A 20,188-nucleotide genomic window follows, 5' to 3' on the forward strand; every position below is an offset into this window, starting at 1 on the left:
AGATCATAAAAATGAACAACGAACTTGATATTATTGAGTCTCTAGAAGAACTAGAGCAATTCCTAATTTCAGTGGAAGCTGGCGGTTTAGGCCTTGAAGGGGTTGAAGGTGTAGGCATGGCAACCAATAATTCAGATGGTCGTCACTTCGTTGCTGTATTCAATAGCAGCCATAAAGTTCTGCTTGCTCGCTGGATCACCAAAGAGGTGTTTGATAACGGTAAAGACTTGGTACGTAACGGCCCTCGCCGCACTCACTAAGCCTTTCCAATAGCACCAATGATTAAAGCCCAACACGTTCACTGACGATCTGTTGGGCTTTTTTGTATCGCCTGTCCCGTCCTGATAGTTAATAAACCACTCAATACAGAATAATTAGCGATAACTTTCAGTTGTTGTGAACTTTAGCTACAGCTCAATGTCGTATTCGCGTGAATTGGTGTTTATGCGTCTTTTATCGTGTATCTGCCGTTTCCCGCATTTATACATAGTTTCACTTTAACCATTTTATGACTTGTGGCACGAAGAGAACTTATCTAAGCTAACCACAATTCAATGAGCTTGCTTTAACGACTAACAGATTTGATTACTGACTAATTTGCTGAACACATCGCTACTTTTCTTATCCACACAGAACCGCCGACAAAAGCATTCGCTTTGGGCGCTCTTCCTTACCGGACTGGTTATCGTAACTTGTCTGGCGAGCGCTCTGGCCGTCAAGAAAGTATCGTTATCTGCATCCGCTAATGGCCAATCAGTCCTAGTTGGCACACAAACTCATACAGAAACCAGTAATCCCCAAACCAACATCGCTTCTTCAGAAAAAATGGCTGCTCTATACGCCAGCGTTTTCGGCTTAGAAGCCTCAAAAATGTTAACGTCCCCCAATTCAAATTCATGCAGCCTAAGTTCGAAAATGCTGACCTTTGCCGCCCCAAAAACCGGCTGGCTGATCCCATTCGTACTTATTATTGCTGTTGCGTTTAACTTACCTCCTCACATCTCGAGATTATCTAGAGACAATCATCGCTCTACTCGACCGACAAAACACCGATTGCATCTAAAGCACTGTATATTTAGAGAGTAAATAACCGGGCTACTACACCCTTTTATTTATTTTTTGGAGATACATTTGTGTACAACACACTACTAACTAAGTTTGTCGATTCATTGGCATTCTCTATGCGTACATGCGCGAAAACCTTAGTCACTGCCCTTTTGGTTATGACGTCATTTACCGCCTTGGCACAGACAACGGGCTGGCTTAGTGTGCCTGAGCATCCGCCTGTTAAAATGCGAATGATGTCGACGGGTGAACAGTCGGATGACGGCTCTAAGATCCAAACCGTGCTCGATGTCGTGCTCGACGGCGACTGGAAAACCTATTGGCGCAGCCCAGGCGAAGGTGGCATTCCGCCAAGCTGGGACTGGTCTGGTTCAACAAACATTGAGTCAGTAGAGTGGCACTGGCCGATACCTAAATACTACGAGCAGCTTGACGTCATGACGTTAGGCTACAAAAAACATGTCAGCTTTCCTGTCACTTTATCCCTGAAAGACAACACGAAGCCTGCGATATTCAGGGCATCGTTTACCTTTCCGTCGTGTACCAATATCTGTGTGTTAACCGATTACGATATCGAACTGCCGATTGACCCACAAACTTTAGCGCTCGATGAAGAAGCGATGTTCTTGTTCAACCAAGGCATGAGCCAATCTCCACGAGAAGCTAATCGCACTTCAGTCAATGGTCTATTTTGGGACAAGAGCAAGCAGCAACTGGTTACTCAGCTGACAAGTAAAAATGGCTGGGATAAGCCGATGGTGTTGATTGACGGGCAAGAAGTGATTGATGACTTCTTCTCTCAACCAAGCGTCCACATCACAGACAATACAATGACGGCCGTATTTGATGTGAGCAACTGGATAGGTGAAGTCGACTTAACGGACCGTAACGTGAGTGTCACCGTTTCAGACACTAATTTCGCCGAAGAGATGACGGCCAAAGTTGGCTCAGAACCGATCGCTTACCAAACAAGCAACAACGGCTTTTTGGCGATGATAGGCTTCGCTTTAATTGGTGGTTTGATCCTCAACATCATGCCATGTGTGTTGCCAGTCTTAGGAATGAAATTAAACAGCATCATTCAAAACCAAGGTGCATCTAATCGTCATATTCGACTCTCATTCTTAGCTTCTGCTTCAGGTGTCATTACATCATTTGCGCTGTTAGCCCTAGGTATGACCGCTCTAAAAATGGGTGGTAATGCAATTGGCTGGGGAATCCAGTTCCAAAATGTTTGGTTCATCGGGTTCATGCTGATCATCACTTTGCTGTTTTCGATTAACCTGCTTGGGTTATTCGAATTCAGACTACCATCAGGTTTAAACACCTGGATGGCAACCAAAGGCGATGACTCACATTCAGGCCACTTTGTTCAAGGCATGTTTGCAACGCTGTTAGCAACGCCGTGTAGCGCGCCATTCCTAGGAACCGCTGTCGCGTATGCACTTGGAGCAAGCTACCAAGAGTTATGGGCTATCTTCATCACGCTTGGTATCGGTATGAGTGCGCCTTGGTTGATCTTTGCGCTATTCCCAAGCCTAACCAAATTGCTTCCAAAGCCTGGGGCGTGGATGTTCAAAGTTAAGCTGGTATTTGGCTTAATGATGTTCATTACCAGCCTATGGCTAACAAGCCTCCTTAGCCCATTCATTGGTAAATTCCCAACTATCCTGCTGTCGCTATTTATCGTGATTTCAGTATTGATTTGGATTGGCCGTAAGTTGGGTCGCAAGGTGCTTATTCCTATCGTCGCAACCACAACCTTGGTGTTTGGTGCTGCATTGATCGTCGGTAGTGTCACCGCTGATAACTGGGCGACTCCGATTGTTGACGATCTCGCTTGGCAAAAGCTGGATGCGAAGCAAATCCCTCAGCTCGTTGATGAAGGCAAAACGGTGTTTGTTGATGTGACTGCTGATTGGTGTATCACTTGTAAAGCCAACAAGATCGGCGTCATCCTTCAAGACCCTGTCTACAGTCACCTACAGCAAGAAGACATTGTTTTGATGAAAGGTGATTGGACAACACCAAGTGAAAGTGTCACTCAATACTTACAAAGTAATGGGCGATTTGGTGTGCCATTTAATATCGTCTACGGCCCGAGCTATAAAAGCGGTATTCCACTGCCTGTCATTCTCAACAGTGACACTGTCGTTCAAGCCATCGACGCTGCGAGATAACTGATGAAGACTCCCAACAATGAAGATAAATCTAGCACGATTGAAGACGACGCTGTAAAGGGTGAGGCCAAAAAGCCAAGTCGTCTTAAGAAGTGGGGAAAGGAACTGGTTTCAATGATATTGATCGTTGGCGTGGTTTCATTTGCCATGGACTTTTATCACAGCAGAAGCATGCCTCAGGGCGATGCGATTCCAATTGTGGGTCAATCGCTCCAAGGCGAAGATATTGATGTTATCGAGCTAAGCAAAAATGGTAAGCCAGTCATTGTCTATTTTTGGGCGACTTGGTGTGGTGCCTGCAAATTTGTAAGCCCGACGGTTAATAGCTTCAGTGATTCCCATCAGGTGGTTTCGGTCGCTCTATCGTCTGGTCCAGACGAACGTGTCCAGCGCTACTTGGATGCAAAAGAGTATGACTTCCCTGTTATCAATGATCTTTCTGGGTCAATCAGCAGAAGTTGGGGCGTTAATGTCACGCCAAGTATTGTCATCATCAAAGATGGAAAGATTAGCAGTATCGCAACCGGCGTTACATCCCCTATCGGCCTGTGGTTAAGAACCTACTTTGCCTAAATCGCTCACAAAGAAAAACAGAGCAAAGCTAAGTAAATAAACCGACTCAGCCAGTTTAACAAACAATATTAATGTGAGCGCAACCTAATAAGCGCTCACGATTATCACGAATTAGAGAAAAGACAATATGAAAAAGCATCTGATAAGCGCACTGATTTTAGGCTCATTAATGAGTACTAATGCCTTCGCAGAATTAAACAAAGAACAAACTCAACAACTTGAAGAAATTAATCAATTCCTGAAGGAAAACCCATCGACGATCTCTGGATTGCATACCAGTTTAGAGCAGTACGTAGCAGGTCAAGAGCAAGCGAAGAAAGCCCAAGCGGAAAGCCATGATTGGTTATACAACAATGACGCTCACCCGATCCTTGGCAATCCAGATGGAAAATCGGTCATCATTAACTTTACCGACTATAACTGCCCTTACTGTAAGCGCTTGGAAAAAGGCTTGGTTCAATTAGCCTCTGAAAACAGCGACATTAAAGTGATCAACGTGTACTTATCGTTTAAGCAACAACAAGTTGCGGGGCTAGACACCAACGCGGCGCTATACGCGATGAAAGTATGGAAAGATAACCCAGAAGCATTCCCTGAAGTTGATAGATTGCTGATGGCGAAAAGCGGTATTCACTCGAAAAGCTCACTAGAAGCCGTTGCCAAGAAGACGGGAACAGAGGCGGAACTAAAAACAACTCAAGAACAAAACCAGGTTCTAACCACTAACCACCAAACGTTCAGTGCACTCGGCTTAACGGGCACTCCAACCATGATGATGAACGGAAATGTTTTACCAGGATATGTGCCTTATGACCGATTAAAAGAGATCGTGGACGACGCTTTTTAATCGACTGTAGATAGAGATAAAAATTCGAAAGAGAAGTGAATAAAAAGCCGACCTGCGTAACTCACAGTCGGCTTTTAATGAGCTTAAGGTAATGTTTTCAATATTATTTTTGAAACAGAAAAGCAGCCGAAGTGTCACTATCTTGCAATGGATTCTTAATCTAGCCTCGCTACTCTAAAAGCAGTTCTGTCGATGAGTCCAAGACGTGCTTACTCTAGACAACTGTCCTTTGACCGAGCCTAGCTCGGTCTTTTTTTACGTGTTTTAGATAACAACACAGTGCATTAACACGGAAACGTCAAACCGACTGAGCCTTAACTTAGCAAACGACAAACAAGCGCACCCGGCTCCCTTAACGCATCCACGTTATAGCTAAGGACACGTCCGGCAGACGGCGCGTGATAACGGCGACACTCATTACCAAAAGCGTCATATTGAATAGCCAACAGATCATCTTGTTCTACGCTCTGCAGAAGCTCAACCTGCGGCAATACGAAACCACCAATATCAGCGCGGATAGAAACCACATCATTACCCTCTATCCAATCCATACTCGGCAGCTGCATTTTCTCGGGATGATTTATTTCAACCTCGAACATTTCATAATAAGACAGCATGTTAAAAACACCGTCTACCGCTCGTTGAATCATGTCAGGCTGAGTAAATTTCCCCATCCCAACTTCCACCGTGATGCTCGGAATTCCACTTCGATTCCAAACCGTTTCCAAAATACCTGGGTCACCAGGGTCATTCAGAACACAATCGGGCTGCATCAGCCTCGCCATCTCCAAACATTGTTCTATGCGGTAATCAGCAAACACATAAAGTGGATAAACTGCGCCACGAGTTTGAGTGTGGAGGTCAACGGCGAAGGTGGCATTATGCTTAAGCAAACGCTCCCACAAAGACGCAACAAAGCGCTCCGCAGCCAAGCCATTCGCGTCACCCGGAAAGAGTCGATTAAGATTAGCAGGGCAAGAACCCGGATCCGAAGAGATGAAATCACGGCTATGGTTCAGCAAGCCAGACAAATTCACAGTAGGCACAATCGTTACCGTACCTTTGAGCGTTTTACCGACTAAGTCCCTGATAATTTGCTGTGCAGCCAACACTCCGTTTAGCTCATCACCGTGAATACCGGCGGTGATCATCAACTTAGGACCTTCTTGACTGCCTTTGAAAACAGAAACCGGCATGTTCTTAGGTTGCCCTAGCCCATCACTGGTGACTTGAAACCAAAACTGGTGCTCTCCAACGGGTAGGTCTTCAACATTCAAGGAGCCAATAACCTGCCTACCTTGTAAAACATCGCCTAAGTACTCTGTTTTCATCCAACGTCTCCATATTGTTGAGCAGAATCTATTCTCTTCTAAGTTTTTGCATCATAGAGGATATCCTTACCAGTACAAGCAGTTAATCAGATTAACAAGCTCTCAGCGCAGCCAAAATTCACCACCATCGACATACGTGATTCCAAGGTAAAACTTGCTAATGTGACCTTTGAAATACACGCAACTTGTATAACTATTCATAGAACACTCAGTCGCATGAAATAAAAGTGCAATAAAATCAACACTTAAAAAAGTTCCCCATTCACGAAAATGTAATTTTATGGAAATGAAAGCTTAATTTATCTGCTCTAAATTAGCTTCATATCGAAACGGAGAGCACATTGCTCACGGATTTTAAAATACAAGGTAAGTGATTATGAAAAAGGCAGTTCTAGCTTCTGCAGTGGTAGCAGCACTAGTTTCAGGTTCATCTCTAGCAGCAACAGTTTACAGCTCTGACGGTACTGAGCTTAAGATTGGCGGTCGTGCTGAATTCCGTGGTGACTTCATTGGTTCTGGTGGTGAAGAAATCGAAGGTACAATGGAAAACAAAAGCCGTTTTCGTTTGAATGTGGGTGGTACTACAGAAATCACTAGCGACCTATCTGGTTTTGGTTTCTACGAAGCAGAACAAAGCGTGAAATCTTCTGCTGATAACAGTAAGACTGAAAACTTTAAGCAACGTTACATGTATGCAGGTTTTGAAGGTAACTTCGGCGCAGTATCAGTAGGTCGTCAAGATACAGCTGCAGCTCAAATCTCAGAAATGTCGGATGTTACTATCTACTCTGGTGACCAAAAAGCATTCATCAATGCAGGTGACGAGCAAATCAATAACACGTTTGTATACGCTTACGACGCAGACGCACTTTCTCTTAAAGCAAGTTTGATTGCTGGTGAAGACAAAGATACTGACGGTTACGGTATCTCTGGCATTTACACACTACCGATGGGCTTAGGTTTCGGTCTTGGTTACTCAGGTAACGACAACGGTACTGGTAATGGTTCAGCTACAGCATTGATTGCTGGTATTAACTACAAAATGGATGCTTTATACCTAGGTGCAACCTACACAATGGGTGACCTAGACGACAAAGCAAAAACTGAGTTCTCTGGTGTGGAAGTTGCTGCTAAATACAAGCTAACAGACCAATTTGAACTGGCAGGTTTGTACCAAAAACAAGAAAAAGACGCGACACAGAACTTAACTGTAGACACAGCTGACTTCTTTGAGCTGACTGGTACTTACAAGTTCAACAAATCTATCCGTACATACGTTGCTTACCAATTAAACAATCTAGACGACGTAAAAGTTGCAGGTTTAGAAACACAAAGTGAAGACTCTCTTCGCCTAGGTGTACGTTACGACTTCTAATCTAAATCGACTTTAGATACAGACTAAAAAGGTTGGGCAATGGCTCAACCTTTTTTCATATTCAAATATTCTGACTGACTTCATCAATGCTTTTTCTGGTTAAGTGGTGCTAAATCCGTATCATAGGTGAACCACATCAAATAATTAGAAGCATCATGTCACAACACCATCCGATCCAAGGCGCTAGCTGGATGCTAACCGCAGGCCTAGCCTTTGCCGTTATTAACAGCCTAACTCAAATTGCTAGCATTCATTTCGGACTGACTTCTACCACCGTTGCCGTCATTCAATACGCCATCGCGTTATTCGCTATTCTTCCTTATCTGAAAACGCTGGGCATTCGTCGCGCGCTAAAAACCGACAACCTCAAATTGCACGTATTTCGTGTCTTTTTGTCTGTTATTGGTATTCAACTTTGGATATGGGCACTGGCTTACCCAGTACCAATTTGGCAAGGCATTGCCCTTCTCATGACGTCGCCACTGTTTGCAACCATAGGTTCAGGGCTTTTCCTCAAGGAGAAAGTTGGAGCTGCTCGCTGGAGCGCGACCTTAGCCGGTTTCGTAGGTGCGATGGTGATTCTAGAGCCATGGGCTGAAGACTTTAACTGGGCAACGCTATTACCAGTCGGTGCCGCATTCTTCTGGGCATGCTACTCACTGATGGTGAAAAAGCTCTCTTCGCAAGACAGCCCTTCAACCATGGTGGTGTACCTGCTGCTATTAATCACACCATTTAACATCCTGCTTGCCGCGCCAGATTGGCAGACGCCAAGCGGCGGTACAATTTGGGCTATCTTGATTGTTATCGGTGTTATGACGGCACTCGCTCAATGGGCGATAGTAAAAGCCTACTCGGTCGCTGATGCTTCGTTTGTGCAACCTTTTGACCACGCCAAATTACCGCTAAATGTTTTAGCAGGTTGGATTGTATTTAGTTGGGTTCCACCGGGTCGTTTATGGCTAGGGGCTGCTATTATTATTGCGTCAGTTGCATTTATAACGCACTGGGAAACTAAAAAACCTTCAAAAGTGAAGAAAGTTTAAGGTTGGTGAAATAAATAGTTCGACAGTCCGTTCTATATGGATAAGAGAATTCAAACGAGGCCGTAACCATGAAGAAACCAGTCAAGATTACACTATACCGTTGGGCAGGCAGCTGGGGTCCATTTAAAGTTAACATCCCATGTGGAGAATGTACCCTTACCAAAGACATTCTGAAGGATACTTTTGAGAATGAGTTGGCCGATGTCGATGTCGAACTGGAAGTGAAAGATTGGTTGTCTCACTGGTGGGAGCCGCTAAAACTAGGCTCTTGGCATGCTCCAATCCTTGTTGTTGAAGGCAAAGTGGTCAGCCAAGGTGAAGCGCTGAATCGCGGTGTGTTAATCCAATCGGTGATCAAAGAGTGGACCAAACGAGACAGCCTAAAAGGCAACATCGTTTATGGTAAGGCGACCTGCCCATTCTGTGTTAAAGCGAAGAAAATGCTGGATGAAGCGGGTGTTGAATACCAATACCACGATGTCGTAAAAGACAGCGCCGCTTTGTACCGTATGATTCCAGAGGTAAAAGCACACATTGGTGAGAAAACACCGGTCACCGTCCCGCAGATCTGGCTTGATGGTAAGTACATCGGTGGTGCCGATAACTTAGAAGCGTGGATGAAAGAGAATGGCTTAGATAGCATCCCTAATAATGTGGTCGACTTATCCAATCAATCTGCTGGCTGAGTTCATTAAAAGCCATTAGTCAGAAGCTTAATTGGTATTTTTTGTGTCCATCCACAACAAAACAAAGCGATAACTTTCACCAATCGCTAAAACGAAAAAGGCCTTAAACTTCATCGAGTTTAAGGCCTTTTAAAATTCCGTTTTTGAAAATGCTTATTTAGCCATTTTCTTCATCATTCGCTTAAAGAACGATGGTTTCTTTGGCTTTGAAGTGCCGTACAATACTTCGTGCATCATGTTTTTTGCTGCCATTTGACCAAGGTATGCGTGGCCTAGTTCGTAATTCATGCTTATCTCCGCACATAATCAACTTTCTTTAGCGCGGATTCTACACTTAAAACGCCCAAAAACAAGATCTAAATCACATTTTAATGCAATATTAAGCATTCATTTGCAATTAGCCTAATTTTGTCTCTGTGCTAATCAGCATTGTTTTTGTATATCAATGAGTTAACCTAAATTCTGGTTTGAGCTTAATGCTCCATTCCTAATAACAACCCAAGACATTGATTTAGACACTGATAAAAAAAGCAGCTCAATAGAGCTGCTTTCTAAAATGCTTTACTGAGAAACCTAGCTGCGCTTTGGCTGTCTGTAAGTTTTACCGGCAATTTGGTATGTGTCTTTTTGCTTCAATTCAAACATCGTTTCAAAGAACCAAGCTGCAAATTTGATTAAGTCATCGCCTTCATTCATGACATGTTCGATGTACTCTTGCTCTTCGCCTTGTTCATTTTCTTGAAGCGTCACGTGGTAAATACGCTTTTCGCCTTCCACTTCAGCAAGTGCAAATTGACCAGTCAGTGATGCAGCAGCCTCAGCGACTTCTGTATCCTCATTGGATTTCAATAGCTCAAGCGCTTGAGGCAGGCCATCTAGTGCGCAGATAGCTTTTACCAGTACTTCAAATTCATTGTGCTGCATTTTGTTTTTACCTATTCAATGGACCGAAGCATTGTAGAAAACCATCAGCACAAATACAACGTATTAACGATGGTGCGTTAAACGATAGTGAATTTGGCATTTAGCTATATTCCACTTCAACAGTATCGCCTTTGTTGTTCATTTTGGTTGAAGACCAAAGCACTCCGCCCATGGCTGCACCAATAATGAGGTAGAACACGCCTAACTGTAGATGAGTCGTGACCCAACTTTCTACCAGATACCCACCCAATAAACCCGCTAAACACATCTGAATAGAGCCCGACAATGCCGATACTGCGCCCGCTTGTTTCTTATGAGGTTCTAATAACATGCTGATTGATAATGGGAACGAGATGCCTTGTGCTATCGCCAACCAAGTAAACGCCCAAACTAAGTTAAAGATGGATAACTCATGAGTAAGAAGCCAAGTTCCCGATGCCAAGATAATCAAAATAGCTAGGCTCATCAGTTGGGGCGTACTAAACCTACGATTGAGTAAGTTTAAAGCGACGCTACCTATCAGTAAGCCTGCCGAAGGGACAATCATTAATGAACCATATTCAGCGGCGGTCAGCCCCAATTGCTCTTGCATTAAGAATGGAAACAACGATAGCGATACCAAACTCGCCATGTAGCTCATCCAGTTGTAACTGGCACTGGTCAACACTTGGCGATTGGTCAACAAGCGTCCGTAGTTCTTCACCACTTGGCACGCATCAAAGCGGCTCTTTCCGTATGGCAAAGTTTCATGCAGAACAAAGTAACCCAGTGTGAATATCGCTAGTAGATACAATAAAACGAACAGGAACACCGCCTGCCAACCGAGGTGAAATGAAATCCAGCCACCAAATACAGGCGCGATGATCGGCATAATCGACGCGGTGATCGAGATATAAGACAACGCTTTGGTAAGCTGTGAACCATCATAGCTGTCACGAAGCACACTTCGCCCAAGAACCGAGGCACTGCCCGCCCCTAAACCTTGCAGCAAGCGACCAACTTCTAGCGCCGTCATATTGTCAGAAAACACAACACAAACGACTGTACCAATCAAATAAACACCCTGACCTAACAAGAAGATAGGTCTTCTTCCCACCGCATCGGACATCGGTCCGTAAAATAGCTGAGACAAGCCAAAACCCACCAGAAACAGCGTGACGAGAAGCTGTACATCTACTTGAGTAGCACTTAAATCAGAAGCAATTAACGGTAATGCTGGCAAGTAGATGCTCACACCCACCTGCCCCGTAGCAATAATCATCATTGCTAAGAGTAACGGTGTTTTTTTAAAGGTCGATTGGCTCAAAAAATTCCCTATTCGTTTGATATTTGTTCATTAGACGAGTTTACATTCAAAACCAATAATTGATAATTAGCTAAATTGGAATTTTATTAAGTCCCAACAGGAAATAATATGGATTGGATTCTTAACGTAAAAAGCTACGTCAGAGTAGTCGAAGAAGGCAGCTTCAATGGTGCTGCTCGAAAGCTGAACACCACCAGCTCGGCGATCAGCAAAAGAGTGAACTGGCTAGAAGATCGCATCGGCACCCAACTGTTAAAGCGCACCACGCGATCAATTAGCCAAACCGAAGCAGGTGCGCTCTTTTACCTGCGAGCCAAGGATCAGCTCGACAATTGGCAGTCCATTATTGATGAGACTCGCTCGGTTAACCAAACCCCAGCTGGCCTATTAAAGATTGGCGCTACGATTGCGGTTGGCTCTAAGTTTCTGGTGCAATACATGGACGACTTCTTAGAAAAATACCCAGACATTAAGGTGCAGCTGATCACGACCACGCCAGGCCAATTACTTGAACTGGGCTTAGATCTGGTGATCAGTCGTGAACTGGAACAGCTCAACTCCTTAAGCTTCAAGAAAACACCGCTGTTTGAACACAAAGCCAGCTTCTATGCAGCGCCAAGCTATTTAGCTAAACATGGTTACCCCGCCAACGAGCAGGACTTAGAACAACACAACTCTTTGATTTGGGGAGAGCGCCCTACCCGAGAAGTCACACTCACCAAAGGGCAACGCATCACCCTCAATGGTAACTTTGCGACCACCAATCCAGAGGCTTTGTTTCATGCTGCGAAGCGAGGAATGGGCGTACTGTTAACCATCAAAGCGATGATCAAAGAGGATCTAAAGCAAGGGACATTAGTTCCAGTATTGCCAAATATTACCGCCGACGAAGTGATGGTTTACGCGTACTACCCTAAGCTTGATTACTCGCACACGCGAACCAAGCTCTTTTTGGACCATCTGAAAGACAGGCTAGACAAAGAGCGTAGCACGCAAGCTCTGTGAAATAAGTCACATTTTAATTTGAAAAGTTATACAACACGGTCAATAATAAACTTGACGCATATAGATTATACAAGTTCGCACATATACAAGATAATACGTATACCGCTTACACAGTGAATCTGGTTAACTAGGGGTGGTGGCTATGACTCAACATACGCACAATAGCATGATAGACACAGAGCGCATTGGCCGTTTGCTGAAATTGGAAGGTATCGACCTTTTAGAGTCAGCTGTGCTTACTTTACATCAGACCTTTGATACTCAATACACTAGCATCATTGAGAAGAAGTACTTCCCTGACCAAACCGTTCCTTTGGTGATCGCCCATTCTGATCATGTATTACATGACAAAATCAATGCGCGCCATGGTCACATCTACCAACAAGCCTTCAATCAAAGACACCCAGATTGCTCATTTTCTCAGTACATCGTCCAGTCATTGCCAACATCGGCATTTAGGCAGGAAATCACCTCACAAAACTCCATCGCGATCCCGACTCAAACTCAAAGTGGCGAAGTGATGGGCGTGCTGTTTTCAACGTTCACCTCGCCTCTTAGCCCTGATCAGCAACAAGACGTGGTAAAGCACCATCAATTGTTCGCCGACATCATCATCCACACCTTGCGTGAAATGTGGTTTAACGATCGTTCCGAACAACTTGTAAATCAGCTTAGTTATGAGGTGTCACACGACAGCCTAACCGGGTTACTCAACCGAAGCTGTTTATCAGATACCTTAGAGTCGATTACTCAACAGAGCGTCACTCCGTTTACACTGGCTTTACTCGATATCAATAGCTTCAAAGCCATTAATGATATGCACGGTAATTATATTGGCGACAAGGTGCTGCAGTTTGTCGCAGAAATATTGCGCCGAACTTTACCTGAAAGCAACCTGACTTTCCGGACTGCTGGCAACGAGTTCGCCTTCATCACCTACCATTCTGATCCGATAGCCGTGTGCGAACAAATACTGGCCAAAATTAAGCAGGGCTACAGTAGCGTTGATATCAAGATAGATTTCGACGTCAGCATCGGTATTGCCAGTTCGGATGGAGACAACAAAGACGTTGAGCAAATCATCTTCAATACCAGCTTGGCGCTTAAAGAGTGTAAACACAGCCAAGATACTCATATTCAATGTTATGACACTCACTTAAGAGTTCGTTACCAAAGAAAAACCGAGCTAGTCGCAGCGCTACGAAGTGAGCTGGAAAACCCAATTTCACAAAGCTATATCCCCGACAGCAATGGAATGTACGTAGTGGTACAGCCGATTGTGGGTCAAGGTGAAACGCAATGGGAATATTTCGAGGTACTGACTCGCTGGAAAACCGCCAGACATGGAGACATCTCACCCGTAGAGTTTATTCAAGTGGCAGAAGAGTCAGGGCTGATTGTCGAATTAGGTGAACGCATTATTGAATTGGTGTGCCGCGCTAAAACCACACTAGAGCAAGGCTTGGGCTACAAGGTTAAACTTGGAATCAACTGCTCTGCGCACGAGCTTACTGATTCGAAACGTTATATATCCTACCTGACTCGAACCATTGAACAGCACCATTTTAAGGCGAATGAGTTTGTTATCGAGTTAACCGAAACCGTTCTGTTATCGCCAACACAAGAGACAAAATCCGCGCTTAACTTTCTGAGAGGACAAGGCTTCACGATCGCACTCGACGACTTTGGTACAGGCTACTCCAGTTTGAACTACATCCACAGCTACCCTATCGATTGCATTAAAATTGATGCGACCTTTATTCGAGACTTGTTAACTAGTTCGACCTCAGAGAGCGTAGTATGGCTGATTGTTCAACTGGCCCATAGACTCGATGTATCTTTGGTTGCGGAAGGTGTTGAGAAGCGTGAGCAATTAGAAAAGCTGCACGCGATGGGATGTGACAAGATCCAAGGTTACCTCTACTCACCTCCAATGCGACCTGAAGCTATCGTTAGCTATGTCGCGCACTCAGAGCCTTTAGTTTAAACCCTTACCGAACCTTCTATTGAGAACTAAAAAGCCGCAAGAGCATCACTTAACACTGACTGTGCTTTGTGATGCTCTTGCGGCTTTAAAACAGTTTAATGGCTAGCTACTTACTAGCATTATTAACCATTGCTAGATTGCGCGTTTCTAACGCTGCCTTCAATAGCTTGTCGGCTTCATCTCTCGCGGCTGTGAATGTCGCTTTTTCCTTTTTAGGCACAGAATCGGCCATTGGGATATTCGCTTTCATCGCATCAACAGGGCGACCACGTTCGATCAGTTCATAGTGCAAGTGAGCACCTGTCACTCGACCCGTTTTACCCGATAGGCCAATACGTTGACCACGAGATACCGTTTGTCCTTTACGAACAAGGATCTTGCTTAAGTGCAAGTAGCGCGTTTTATAAGTGCTACCGTGTTGAATCACCACATAGTTACCCGCATAAGGGTGTTTACGCGTCATGATCACTTTGCCATCACCCGTTGCTTGAACAGGTGTGCCAATTGGTGTCGCGAAATCCGTACCGTTGTGCGGTGAGATTCGGCCAGTCACAGGGTGTAGACGTTTAGGGTTAAATTGAGAACTCTGACGCCAGCTACTGCTCACTGGGTAACGTTGGAAAGCACGTTGAAGGCTATCGCCATTAGCATCGTAATATTGTCCGTCGGTGTGTAAGTATGCTGACACAACGCGGTTACGATTCATGATCTTAATTGCTTCAATTTCACGTTTTCCGGTTGCAACACCATCAACATATTGCGCTTTTTGAAGCACTTCAAACTGATCGCCAGCACGTAGGTCGCGGCTGAAGTTCAGCTTGTCTTTAAGAAGAGTCACAATATGGTCAATCTCAAGGCTGTTCAGGCCAGCTTTATTCGCCGACATTGAGAAGCTGCCATGAATATCACCCACGAGAGGTTTTTGCTTCCATTCACCAGGAATAGAGATGTCTTCGAATTCGTAGCTGCCGTCATCAAGTAATCGGTAAACCACTTTGTCCGCGACGCTAAATTGAAGTTCCATTTTAGAAAGGTCGCCGGTCGCTTCATCACGCCAAAAGCGTAATGTATTACCCGGACGAAGCGTATCTAAAGCAAGGAAGTTCAAATCAGTTTCCATCACGCTCATCATCGATTTGTAAGAAAATCCAAGCTGAGTGAAGATGCTACTCAAGTTATCGCCAGATTGAATTTGGTACTCAAACGTTGGCGGTTCGATAACAGTAACAGAAGAAGGTGACAGAATTGACTCAATCACGGTTGAGTCGGGCAAATCAAGATCGATCGTTTTCGTCAGATCCGATTGTGACGATTGCAAAGCAACACCAATCGCAGCAATAAGTGGCAGTCCCAAAATAGCTACTTTTTTTACAGGTGAAAGCTCAGCAAACGGAGAGGGAAATATTTTTGAATACACGGTAAACAGGTCTTTCTACGATATAAAGGCATATGATATGCTTTTCAAACGCATAAATCATCAATGCATTGTCATAATATGATGTGAATCTTCCCAACTTAGCCTAAGTCATTGAGTTGCCGTAGATGAAGAGCCACTAGATAAGAAATAAAATTAACCGCTAAATTTAAAAATAAAAAAGCAGAAACGGCTAGTTTCTGCTTTCTATTGGTTGACGTTATTCCGTTTCGAATAATTAATAAACGAAGCGAATTAGTCGCTGGCTTTAAGAAAAGATTATGCGTTTACCGTCGACACTAGGCAGTTGTCTTCACCAAATTCATTTGGGATGTAACGATCGGCATTCGCATCGTTCACCCATTGTTGGTCATCAACTAGGTAGCGGAATTGAAACTCGCCATCTTTAGGTAGACGAGTTTTAAACTTGTAAACCTTCCCTTTGGCCAGTTTTTTCATTGGGGTGGCTTTCCAATCAAGAAAGTCAGCAACGATGGATACAGAGTTCGCTTCCTGAGCTTCTAGCTCGAAGGTCACTTCAACTTCATCTTTCGTCTTAAAAAAACGTTTATTAATCATTCGCAAGCTCCATTTGTAATAATAAGCGGACACAAAGCTAACTGTGTCTAAATTTCATTCATCTAACTAAGATAATATGTAATTTGGCTCACATAAACAACAGATCCTTACATTCACGAAAACGTTATTGCTTACCAATTGATTGCGTATCAAAAGAAAAACTCATTAACACCTTTTCAGAAGGGGGGTCTGCAAATGATTGTTCCGCAGAATGCTGAGTAAAGCCGATAAAACCTTCCCCAGTAAGTTTATTCTGTGATTGCGAACCTGGCTGCTGAGCTACCTCCAATGTCTGAATTTGTATACGATCACCCAGTAAAAGTTGGTCGACTAACACCACACGGCTTCGTTGCTGGTCATGCTTAAACAGGCCTAGATAATAGAAAACACCGCTGCCTTGGTTAGATATCCACATCGGCGCGACAAAGAAACTCGCCTTGCCCAACGTGGCGGCTGAAAGATTATTGGTGTCTACCGTTACCACACCGCGCTCAACACCTGAGTCATAGCGTCCAAACGCGATGGCTCTAGGCTCATCAACTTCATTGATAAAAGCGTAGGCGTTAGTCTCAGGAACTTTAATTGTCCATGGATTGGTCGTCTTCAAATCAAAAACGGTTTCTACGACTGGGTCATAACTCACTTGAGAAGAAGGAAACTTCGCCAAGATCTCTTCATCACTTAAGCTAAAGCGATAAATACCCGCTACTATCACCACAACCAGCATGACAATTGGAATCAGTAGAATCAGAGGGATAGGTAAGATTTTCTTTTTCATGGGCAATTATATTCTTTTGTTTTCATCCAGTTGTGCAGACCATAAAGGGCTTTAGTATAATTATCAATACAGGGTTAACCAGAAGTGGAGCATGGATGGATATCAATCATATTAAAGACAGAAATATCAGAAGTTGCGAATGCCGCTGTGGAGCAGTCAACCTAGTATGCCGAGGTGAACCTCAACGTACATCTGTCTGCCATTGCTATGAGTGTCAGAAACGCACCGGAAGTGTGTTCGGCGTTCAGGCTCGGTTCCCAATAGAACAAGTTACACTCAGCGGTGAAGTGACCTCTTTTTCACGCATCAGCGATACGGGTAATGAAGTCACCTATCAGTTTTGTCCCAAGTGTGGCACCACCATGCTTTTGCAGTCGGTTGCCGCCGCTGATTTTTATATCGTCCCGCTCGGATTATTTAAAGAGCAAGACTTCCCACTGCCGAGCTTTTCGGTTTATGAAGAACGCAAACACGGTTGGGTTAAGTTCGACCACCAAATGAGCCATTACAACTAGTTCGTCATTGAGCGTTATCTTTATCTCGTTATTGACCGTTATCTTTATATAGCAACAGTATTAAAACAAACTGCAATACTGTTGCCTAAGATCAAATATCACCGCTTCACAGCGCTAGCGTATCTTTTGTCTAGCGTTATAATCTTGCTCCTCTATTTAACCCAGGGTGAACCACATGATTTCTAAGTTACCTCGCTGGGTTGAATACGGCGCCCTTTTGTTAGCTGGTCTTGCTGGCAGTGTTAATGCTATCGGCTTACTTGGCTTCCAACATCAAGCTATCTCCCATATCTCCGGCACCATGTCTTTGCTAGGCAGTAGCCTGCTTACACCGACCTCGGCTTCTGTTCACCTCCTATTGGTGATCATGAGCTTCATGTTAGGTGCGGCGTTCAGCGGGTTCTTTATTGAAAACCAAGCATTGAAGTTAGGACGCCGTTACGGTGTTGCACTATGTATTGAGGGTGGATTGCTGTTTTTGGCGCTGTGGACACTGTTGCAAGGCTATACTTCAGGTCAGTATTTCGCTTCAGCCGCGTGTGGTTTGCAGAACGCGATGATCACCACTTACAGCGGGGCAATCATTCGAACAACACACATGAGCGGGATCATTACCGATCTTGGGATCATGATTGGCGCTCGCTTAAAGGGCATGCCTTTTGACCGCCGTAAAGCCAAACTCCTGATGTTCATTGTGGTTGGCTTCCTGTTTGGCGGCTTAATTGGCGCTTGTCTGTTCCAACGCTTCGAAATCTTGGCATTGGCTTTCCCTGCCTCTTTTGCTTTCATTATTGCGTTTAGCTACTGGTTATACTTGACCTATCGAACTGAAACCCCAGTCAATTTATAAATATCTGGCAATATAACCTCAAACTACGTAACATCCGCAACACTTTATTCTAAACTCTTAATACGTTGCAGAATAACCAGTATGAATATTTAGCGATATTTGATGAATAGTATTGCAAGCGATATTAATACTGGGTAATCTTGCACCCAATGAGAAAATACGGACGTTTAGTGAATAAAAATGCCAAGGATGTGGCTTTTTTACGTGTAGAAATTCGAGAACAATAACATGTCTAACAACAAGAATACTGCTCAAACAGAGAAATCTAAAGGCAGTTTCTGGGTTTTCTTAATCCCATCATTGATTGGTTTATTCCTTTTCATGGCGCCAATCAGCTATCAAGGTGATCTAACCATCCCTGTAGCTATCTTAGCCAAATCAATTCAAGCGGTTTTCGGTGAATATCTAGTCCCTATCATCACTGCGATCGTTGCTTTCATGTCTGTAGCTTCAGTTTTAAGCACCATTTTTAAGCCTACATTCATTACATCAAATTCATTTTTAAACGGCCTTTTCAACCCATCTCCACTGTGGTTGCTGGTTCGTTTAATTGGTGGTGCTGCAGCCGTTATGGCTTTCTTCCAAGTTGGCCCTGAGGTTATTTGGGAAGAAAATACTGGTGGTCTGGTTCTAGAAGGCCTGCTTCCGACACTGTTCTCAGTATTCATCTTTGCTGGTTTGCTACTTCCGCTTCTACTTAACTTTGGTCTACTAGAGCTGTTTGGCACGCTACTAAGTAAAATCATGCGTCCAATCTTCAACCTACCAGGCCGCAGTGCTATTGACTGTATGGCTTCTTGGTTGGGTGACGGCAGTGTTGGTATCCTGCTTACAAGCAAACAGTACGAGAAGAAATTCTACACTCAGCGTGAAGCTGCGGTTGTTGGTACGACTTTCTCAGCAGTATCTATCACATTCAGTCTTGTGGTTATTGCTCAGGTAGAACTAGAGCACCTGTTCCTACCTTTCTACGCAGCAATCTGTTTAGCGGGTATTGTGGCAGCGGTGATCATCCCTCGCCTTCCACCACTAAGCATGAAGAAAGATACTTTCATTGATGGCAGCAAGCCGCACAAAGACGCTGACGCGATCCCAGCAGGTCACTCAACGTTCTCTTGGGGTCTTGAGCTAGCGGTAAATAAAGCATCTCAAGTAAAGTCGGCTAAATCTGTATTTGGCGAAGGCGTTCGTAACGCCGTAGATATGGTATTTGGCGTACTGCCTGTTGTTATGGGTTTAGGTACAATGGCACTGGTTATTGCGGAATACACGTCTGTGTTCTCAATCCTAGGTCAGCCTTTCATTCCATTCCTAGAGCTACTTGGTGTTCCTGAAGCGGTTGCAGCATCTGAAACGATTGTTGTTGGTTTTGCGGACATGTTTATCCCAGCAATCCTTGCGGCTTCTATCGACAACGAGATGACTCGCTTTGTTATTGCAGCAATGTCGGTAACTCAGCTGATCTACATGTCTGAGGTGGGCGCTCTACTTCTAGGCAGTAAGATTCCAGTGAACATCTTAGAACTGTTTATTATCTTTATTCTACGTACGTTAATTACGCTTCCAGTTATCACTGGTGTAGCGCATCTAATATTCTAAATTAGATACTACTTATGTAACTCAATAAAGATTCAGTTTATAAAGCCTCACTTTTGTGGGGCTTTTTATTTGCGAAAATATATACACAGTATTATTTGGAGTTCAATTAATTTATAAGCTCTGCATGT

General features: G+C 44.1%; 19 protein-coding genes. 12 read left to right on the plus strand and 7 right to left on the minus strand.

Features of this window, described 5'->3' with window-relative positions:
- The first annotated feature begins 11 nt into the window (after positions 1–11).
- The 4 genes from AB4585_RS08400 (at position 12) to AB4585_RS08415 (ending at position 4,665) form a co-directional block, all read left to right on the plus strand.
- Entirely contained in the window at positions 12–260 is a 249-nt protein-coding gene (locus tag AB4585_RS08400) for a hypothetical protein (RefSeq protein WP_017062732.1), read from the plus strand.
- A gap of 921 nt (positions 261–1,181) precedes the next feature.
- Positions 1,182–3,245 carry a protein-disulfide reductase DsbD gene (locus AB4585_RS08405; RefSeq protein ID WP_136974700.1) on the plus strand — a complete coding sequence of 688 codons (2,064 nt, stop codon included), beginning with the start codon at positions 1,182–1,184 and terminating at the stop codon, positions 3,243–3,245.
- A gap of 3 nt (positions 3,246–3,248) precedes the next feature.
- Positions 3,249–3,818 carry a protein disulfide oxidoreductase gene (locus AB4585_RS08410; RefSeq protein WP_017064333.1) on the plus strand — a complete coding sequence of 190 codons (570 nt, stop codon included), beginning with the start codon at positions 3,249–3,251 and terminating at the stop codon, positions 3,816–3,818.
- A 127-nt stretch (positions 3,819–3,945) separates the two neighbouring features.
- On the plus strand, positions 3,946–4,665 hold the full coding sequence (locus AB4585_RS08415; protein WP_017071614.1) for a DsbA family protein: 720 nt from the start codon (positions 3,946–3,948) through the stop codon (positions 4,663–4,665).
- Between the two features lie 314 nt (positions 4,666–4,979).
- Here the strand turns inward: AB4585_RS08415 and AB4585_RS08420 are convergent, their stop codons facing one another.
- Positions 4,980–5,996, minus strand: a complete 1,017-nt coding sequence (locus AB4585_RS08420; RefSeq protein ID WP_050632901.1) for a succinylglutamate desuccinylase/aspartoacylase family protein — start codon at positions 5,994–5,996, stop codon at positions 4,980–4,982.
- A gap of 376 nt (positions 5,997–6,372) precedes the next feature.
- Here AB4585_RS08420 and AB4585_RS08425 point away from each other — a divergent pair, with 376 nt between their 5' ends.
- The 3 genes from AB4585_RS08425 (at position 6,373) to AB4585_RS08435 (ending at position 9,103) form a co-directional block, all read left to right on the plus strand.
- A complete protein-coding gene (locus tag AB4585_RS08425; protein ID WP_372169546.1) occupies positions 6,373–7,371 on the plus strand; it encodes a porin in 999 nt (332 codons plus the stop codon).
- Positions 7,372–7,526: 155 nt separating this feature from the next.
- Entirely contained in the window at positions 7,527–8,417 is an 891-nt protein-coding gene (locus AB4585_RS08430) for a DMT family transporter (protein WP_017068384.1), read from the plus strand.
- Between the two features lie 68 nt (positions 8,418–8,485).
- Positions 8,486–9,103 (plus strand): glutaredoxin domain-containing protein, encoded by a 618-nt coding sequence (locus tag AB4585_RS08435; protein WP_017062739.1) that lies wholly within the window; start codon positions 8,486–8,488, stop codon positions 9,101–9,103.
- 153 nt (positions 9,104–9,256) lie between these two features.
- Here the strand turns inward: AB4585_RS08435 and AB4585_RS08440 are convergent, their stop codons facing one another.
- The 3 genes from AB4585_RS08440 to AB4585_RS08450 all read right to left on the minus strand — a co-directional run bounded on the left by AB4585_RS08440 (position 9,257) and on the right by AB4585_RS08450 (position 11,333).
- Positions 9,257–9,391, minus strand: coding sequence for a hypothetical protein (locus tag AB4585_RS08440; RefSeq protein WP_277869202.1), 135 nt, complete (start codon positions 9,389–9,391; stop codon positions 9,257–9,259).
- 285 nt (positions 9,392–9,676) lie between these two features.
- Positions 9,677–10,027, minus strand: a complete 351-nt coding sequence (locus AB4585_RS08445; protein ID WP_372169548.1) for a hypothetical protein — start codon at positions 10,025–10,027, stop codon at positions 9,677–9,679.
- A 100-nt stretch (positions 10,028–10,127) separates the two neighbouring features.
- Positions 10,128–11,333 (minus strand): multidrug effflux MFS transporter, encoded by a 1,206-nt coding sequence (locus AB4585_RS08450; protein ID WP_048610725.1) that lies wholly within the window; start codon positions 11,331–11,333, stop codon positions 10,128–10,130.
- A 108-nt stretch (positions 11,334–11,441) separates the two neighbouring features.
- Between AB4585_RS08450 and AB4585_RS08455 the strand changes: the two genes are divergently transcribed.
- On the plus strand, positions 11,442–12,338 hold the full coding sequence (locus tag AB4585_RS08455) for a LysR family transcriptional regulator (RefSeq protein ID WP_372169551.1): 897 nt from the start codon (positions 11,442–11,444) through the stop codon (positions 12,336–12,338).
- A gap of 142 nt (positions 12,339–12,480) precedes the next feature.
- Entirely contained in the window at positions 12,481–14,325 is a 1,845-nt protein-coding gene (locus AB4585_RS08460) for a putative bifunctional diguanylate cyclase/phosphodiesterase (protein ID WP_372123953.1), read from the plus strand.
- 106 nt (positions 14,326–14,431) lie between these two features.
- Here AB4585_RS08460 and AB4585_RS08465 read toward each other — a convergent pair whose 3' ends face one another.
- From AB4585_RS08465 to AB4585_RS08475, 3 genes are all read right to left on the minus strand, one after another.
- Positions 14,432–15,742, minus strand: a complete 1,311-nt coding sequence (locus AB4585_RS08465; RefSeq protein ID WP_029235892.1) for a peptidoglycan DD-metalloendopeptidase family protein — start codon at positions 15,740–15,742, stop codon at positions 14,432–14,434.
- A 276-nt stretch (positions 15,743–16,018) separates the two neighbouring features.
- Positions 16,019–16,318, minus strand: a complete 300-nt coding sequence (locus AB4585_RS08470; RefSeq protein ID WP_009845720.1) for an isoamylase early set domain-containing protein — start codon at positions 16,316–16,318, stop codon at positions 16,019–16,021.
- A 124-nt stretch (positions 16,319–16,442) separates the two neighbouring features.
- Complete coding sequence (locus AB4585_RS08475; protein ID WP_372123951.1) at positions 16,443–17,096, minus strand: hypothetical protein; 654 nt, start codon at positions 17,094–17,096, stop codon at positions 16,443–16,445.
- Between the two features lie 32 nt (positions 17,097–17,128).
- Here AB4585_RS08475 and AB4585_RS08480 point away from each other — a divergent pair, with 32 nt between their 5' ends.
- From AB4585_RS08480 to AB4585_RS08490, 3 genes are all read left to right on the plus strand, one after another.
- Complete coding sequence (locus AB4585_RS08480) at positions 17,129–17,611, plus strand: GFA family protein (RefSeq protein ID WP_170926836.1); 483 nt, start codon at positions 17,129–17,131, stop codon at positions 17,609–17,611.
- Between the two features lie 175 nt (positions 17,612–17,786).
- Positions 17,787–18,461, plus strand: coding sequence for a YoaK family protein (locus AB4585_RS08485; protein WP_048609721.1), 675 nt, complete (start codon positions 17,787–17,789; stop codon positions 18,459–18,461).
- Between the two features lie 228 nt (positions 18,462–18,689).
- Positions 18,690–20,060, plus strand: coding sequence for a YjiH family protein (locus AB4585_RS08490; RefSeq protein WP_372154656.1), 1,371 nt, complete (start codon positions 18,690–18,692; stop codon positions 20,058–20,060).
- The last annotated feature ends 128 nt before the right edge of the window (positions 20,061–20,188 follow it).

This window comes from Vibrio sp. 10N.222.49.C9 (genome assembly GCF_041474985.1).
GTDB lineage: Bacteria > Pseudomonadota > Gammaproteobacteria > Enterobacterales > Vibrionaceae > Vibrio > Vibrio crassostreae_C.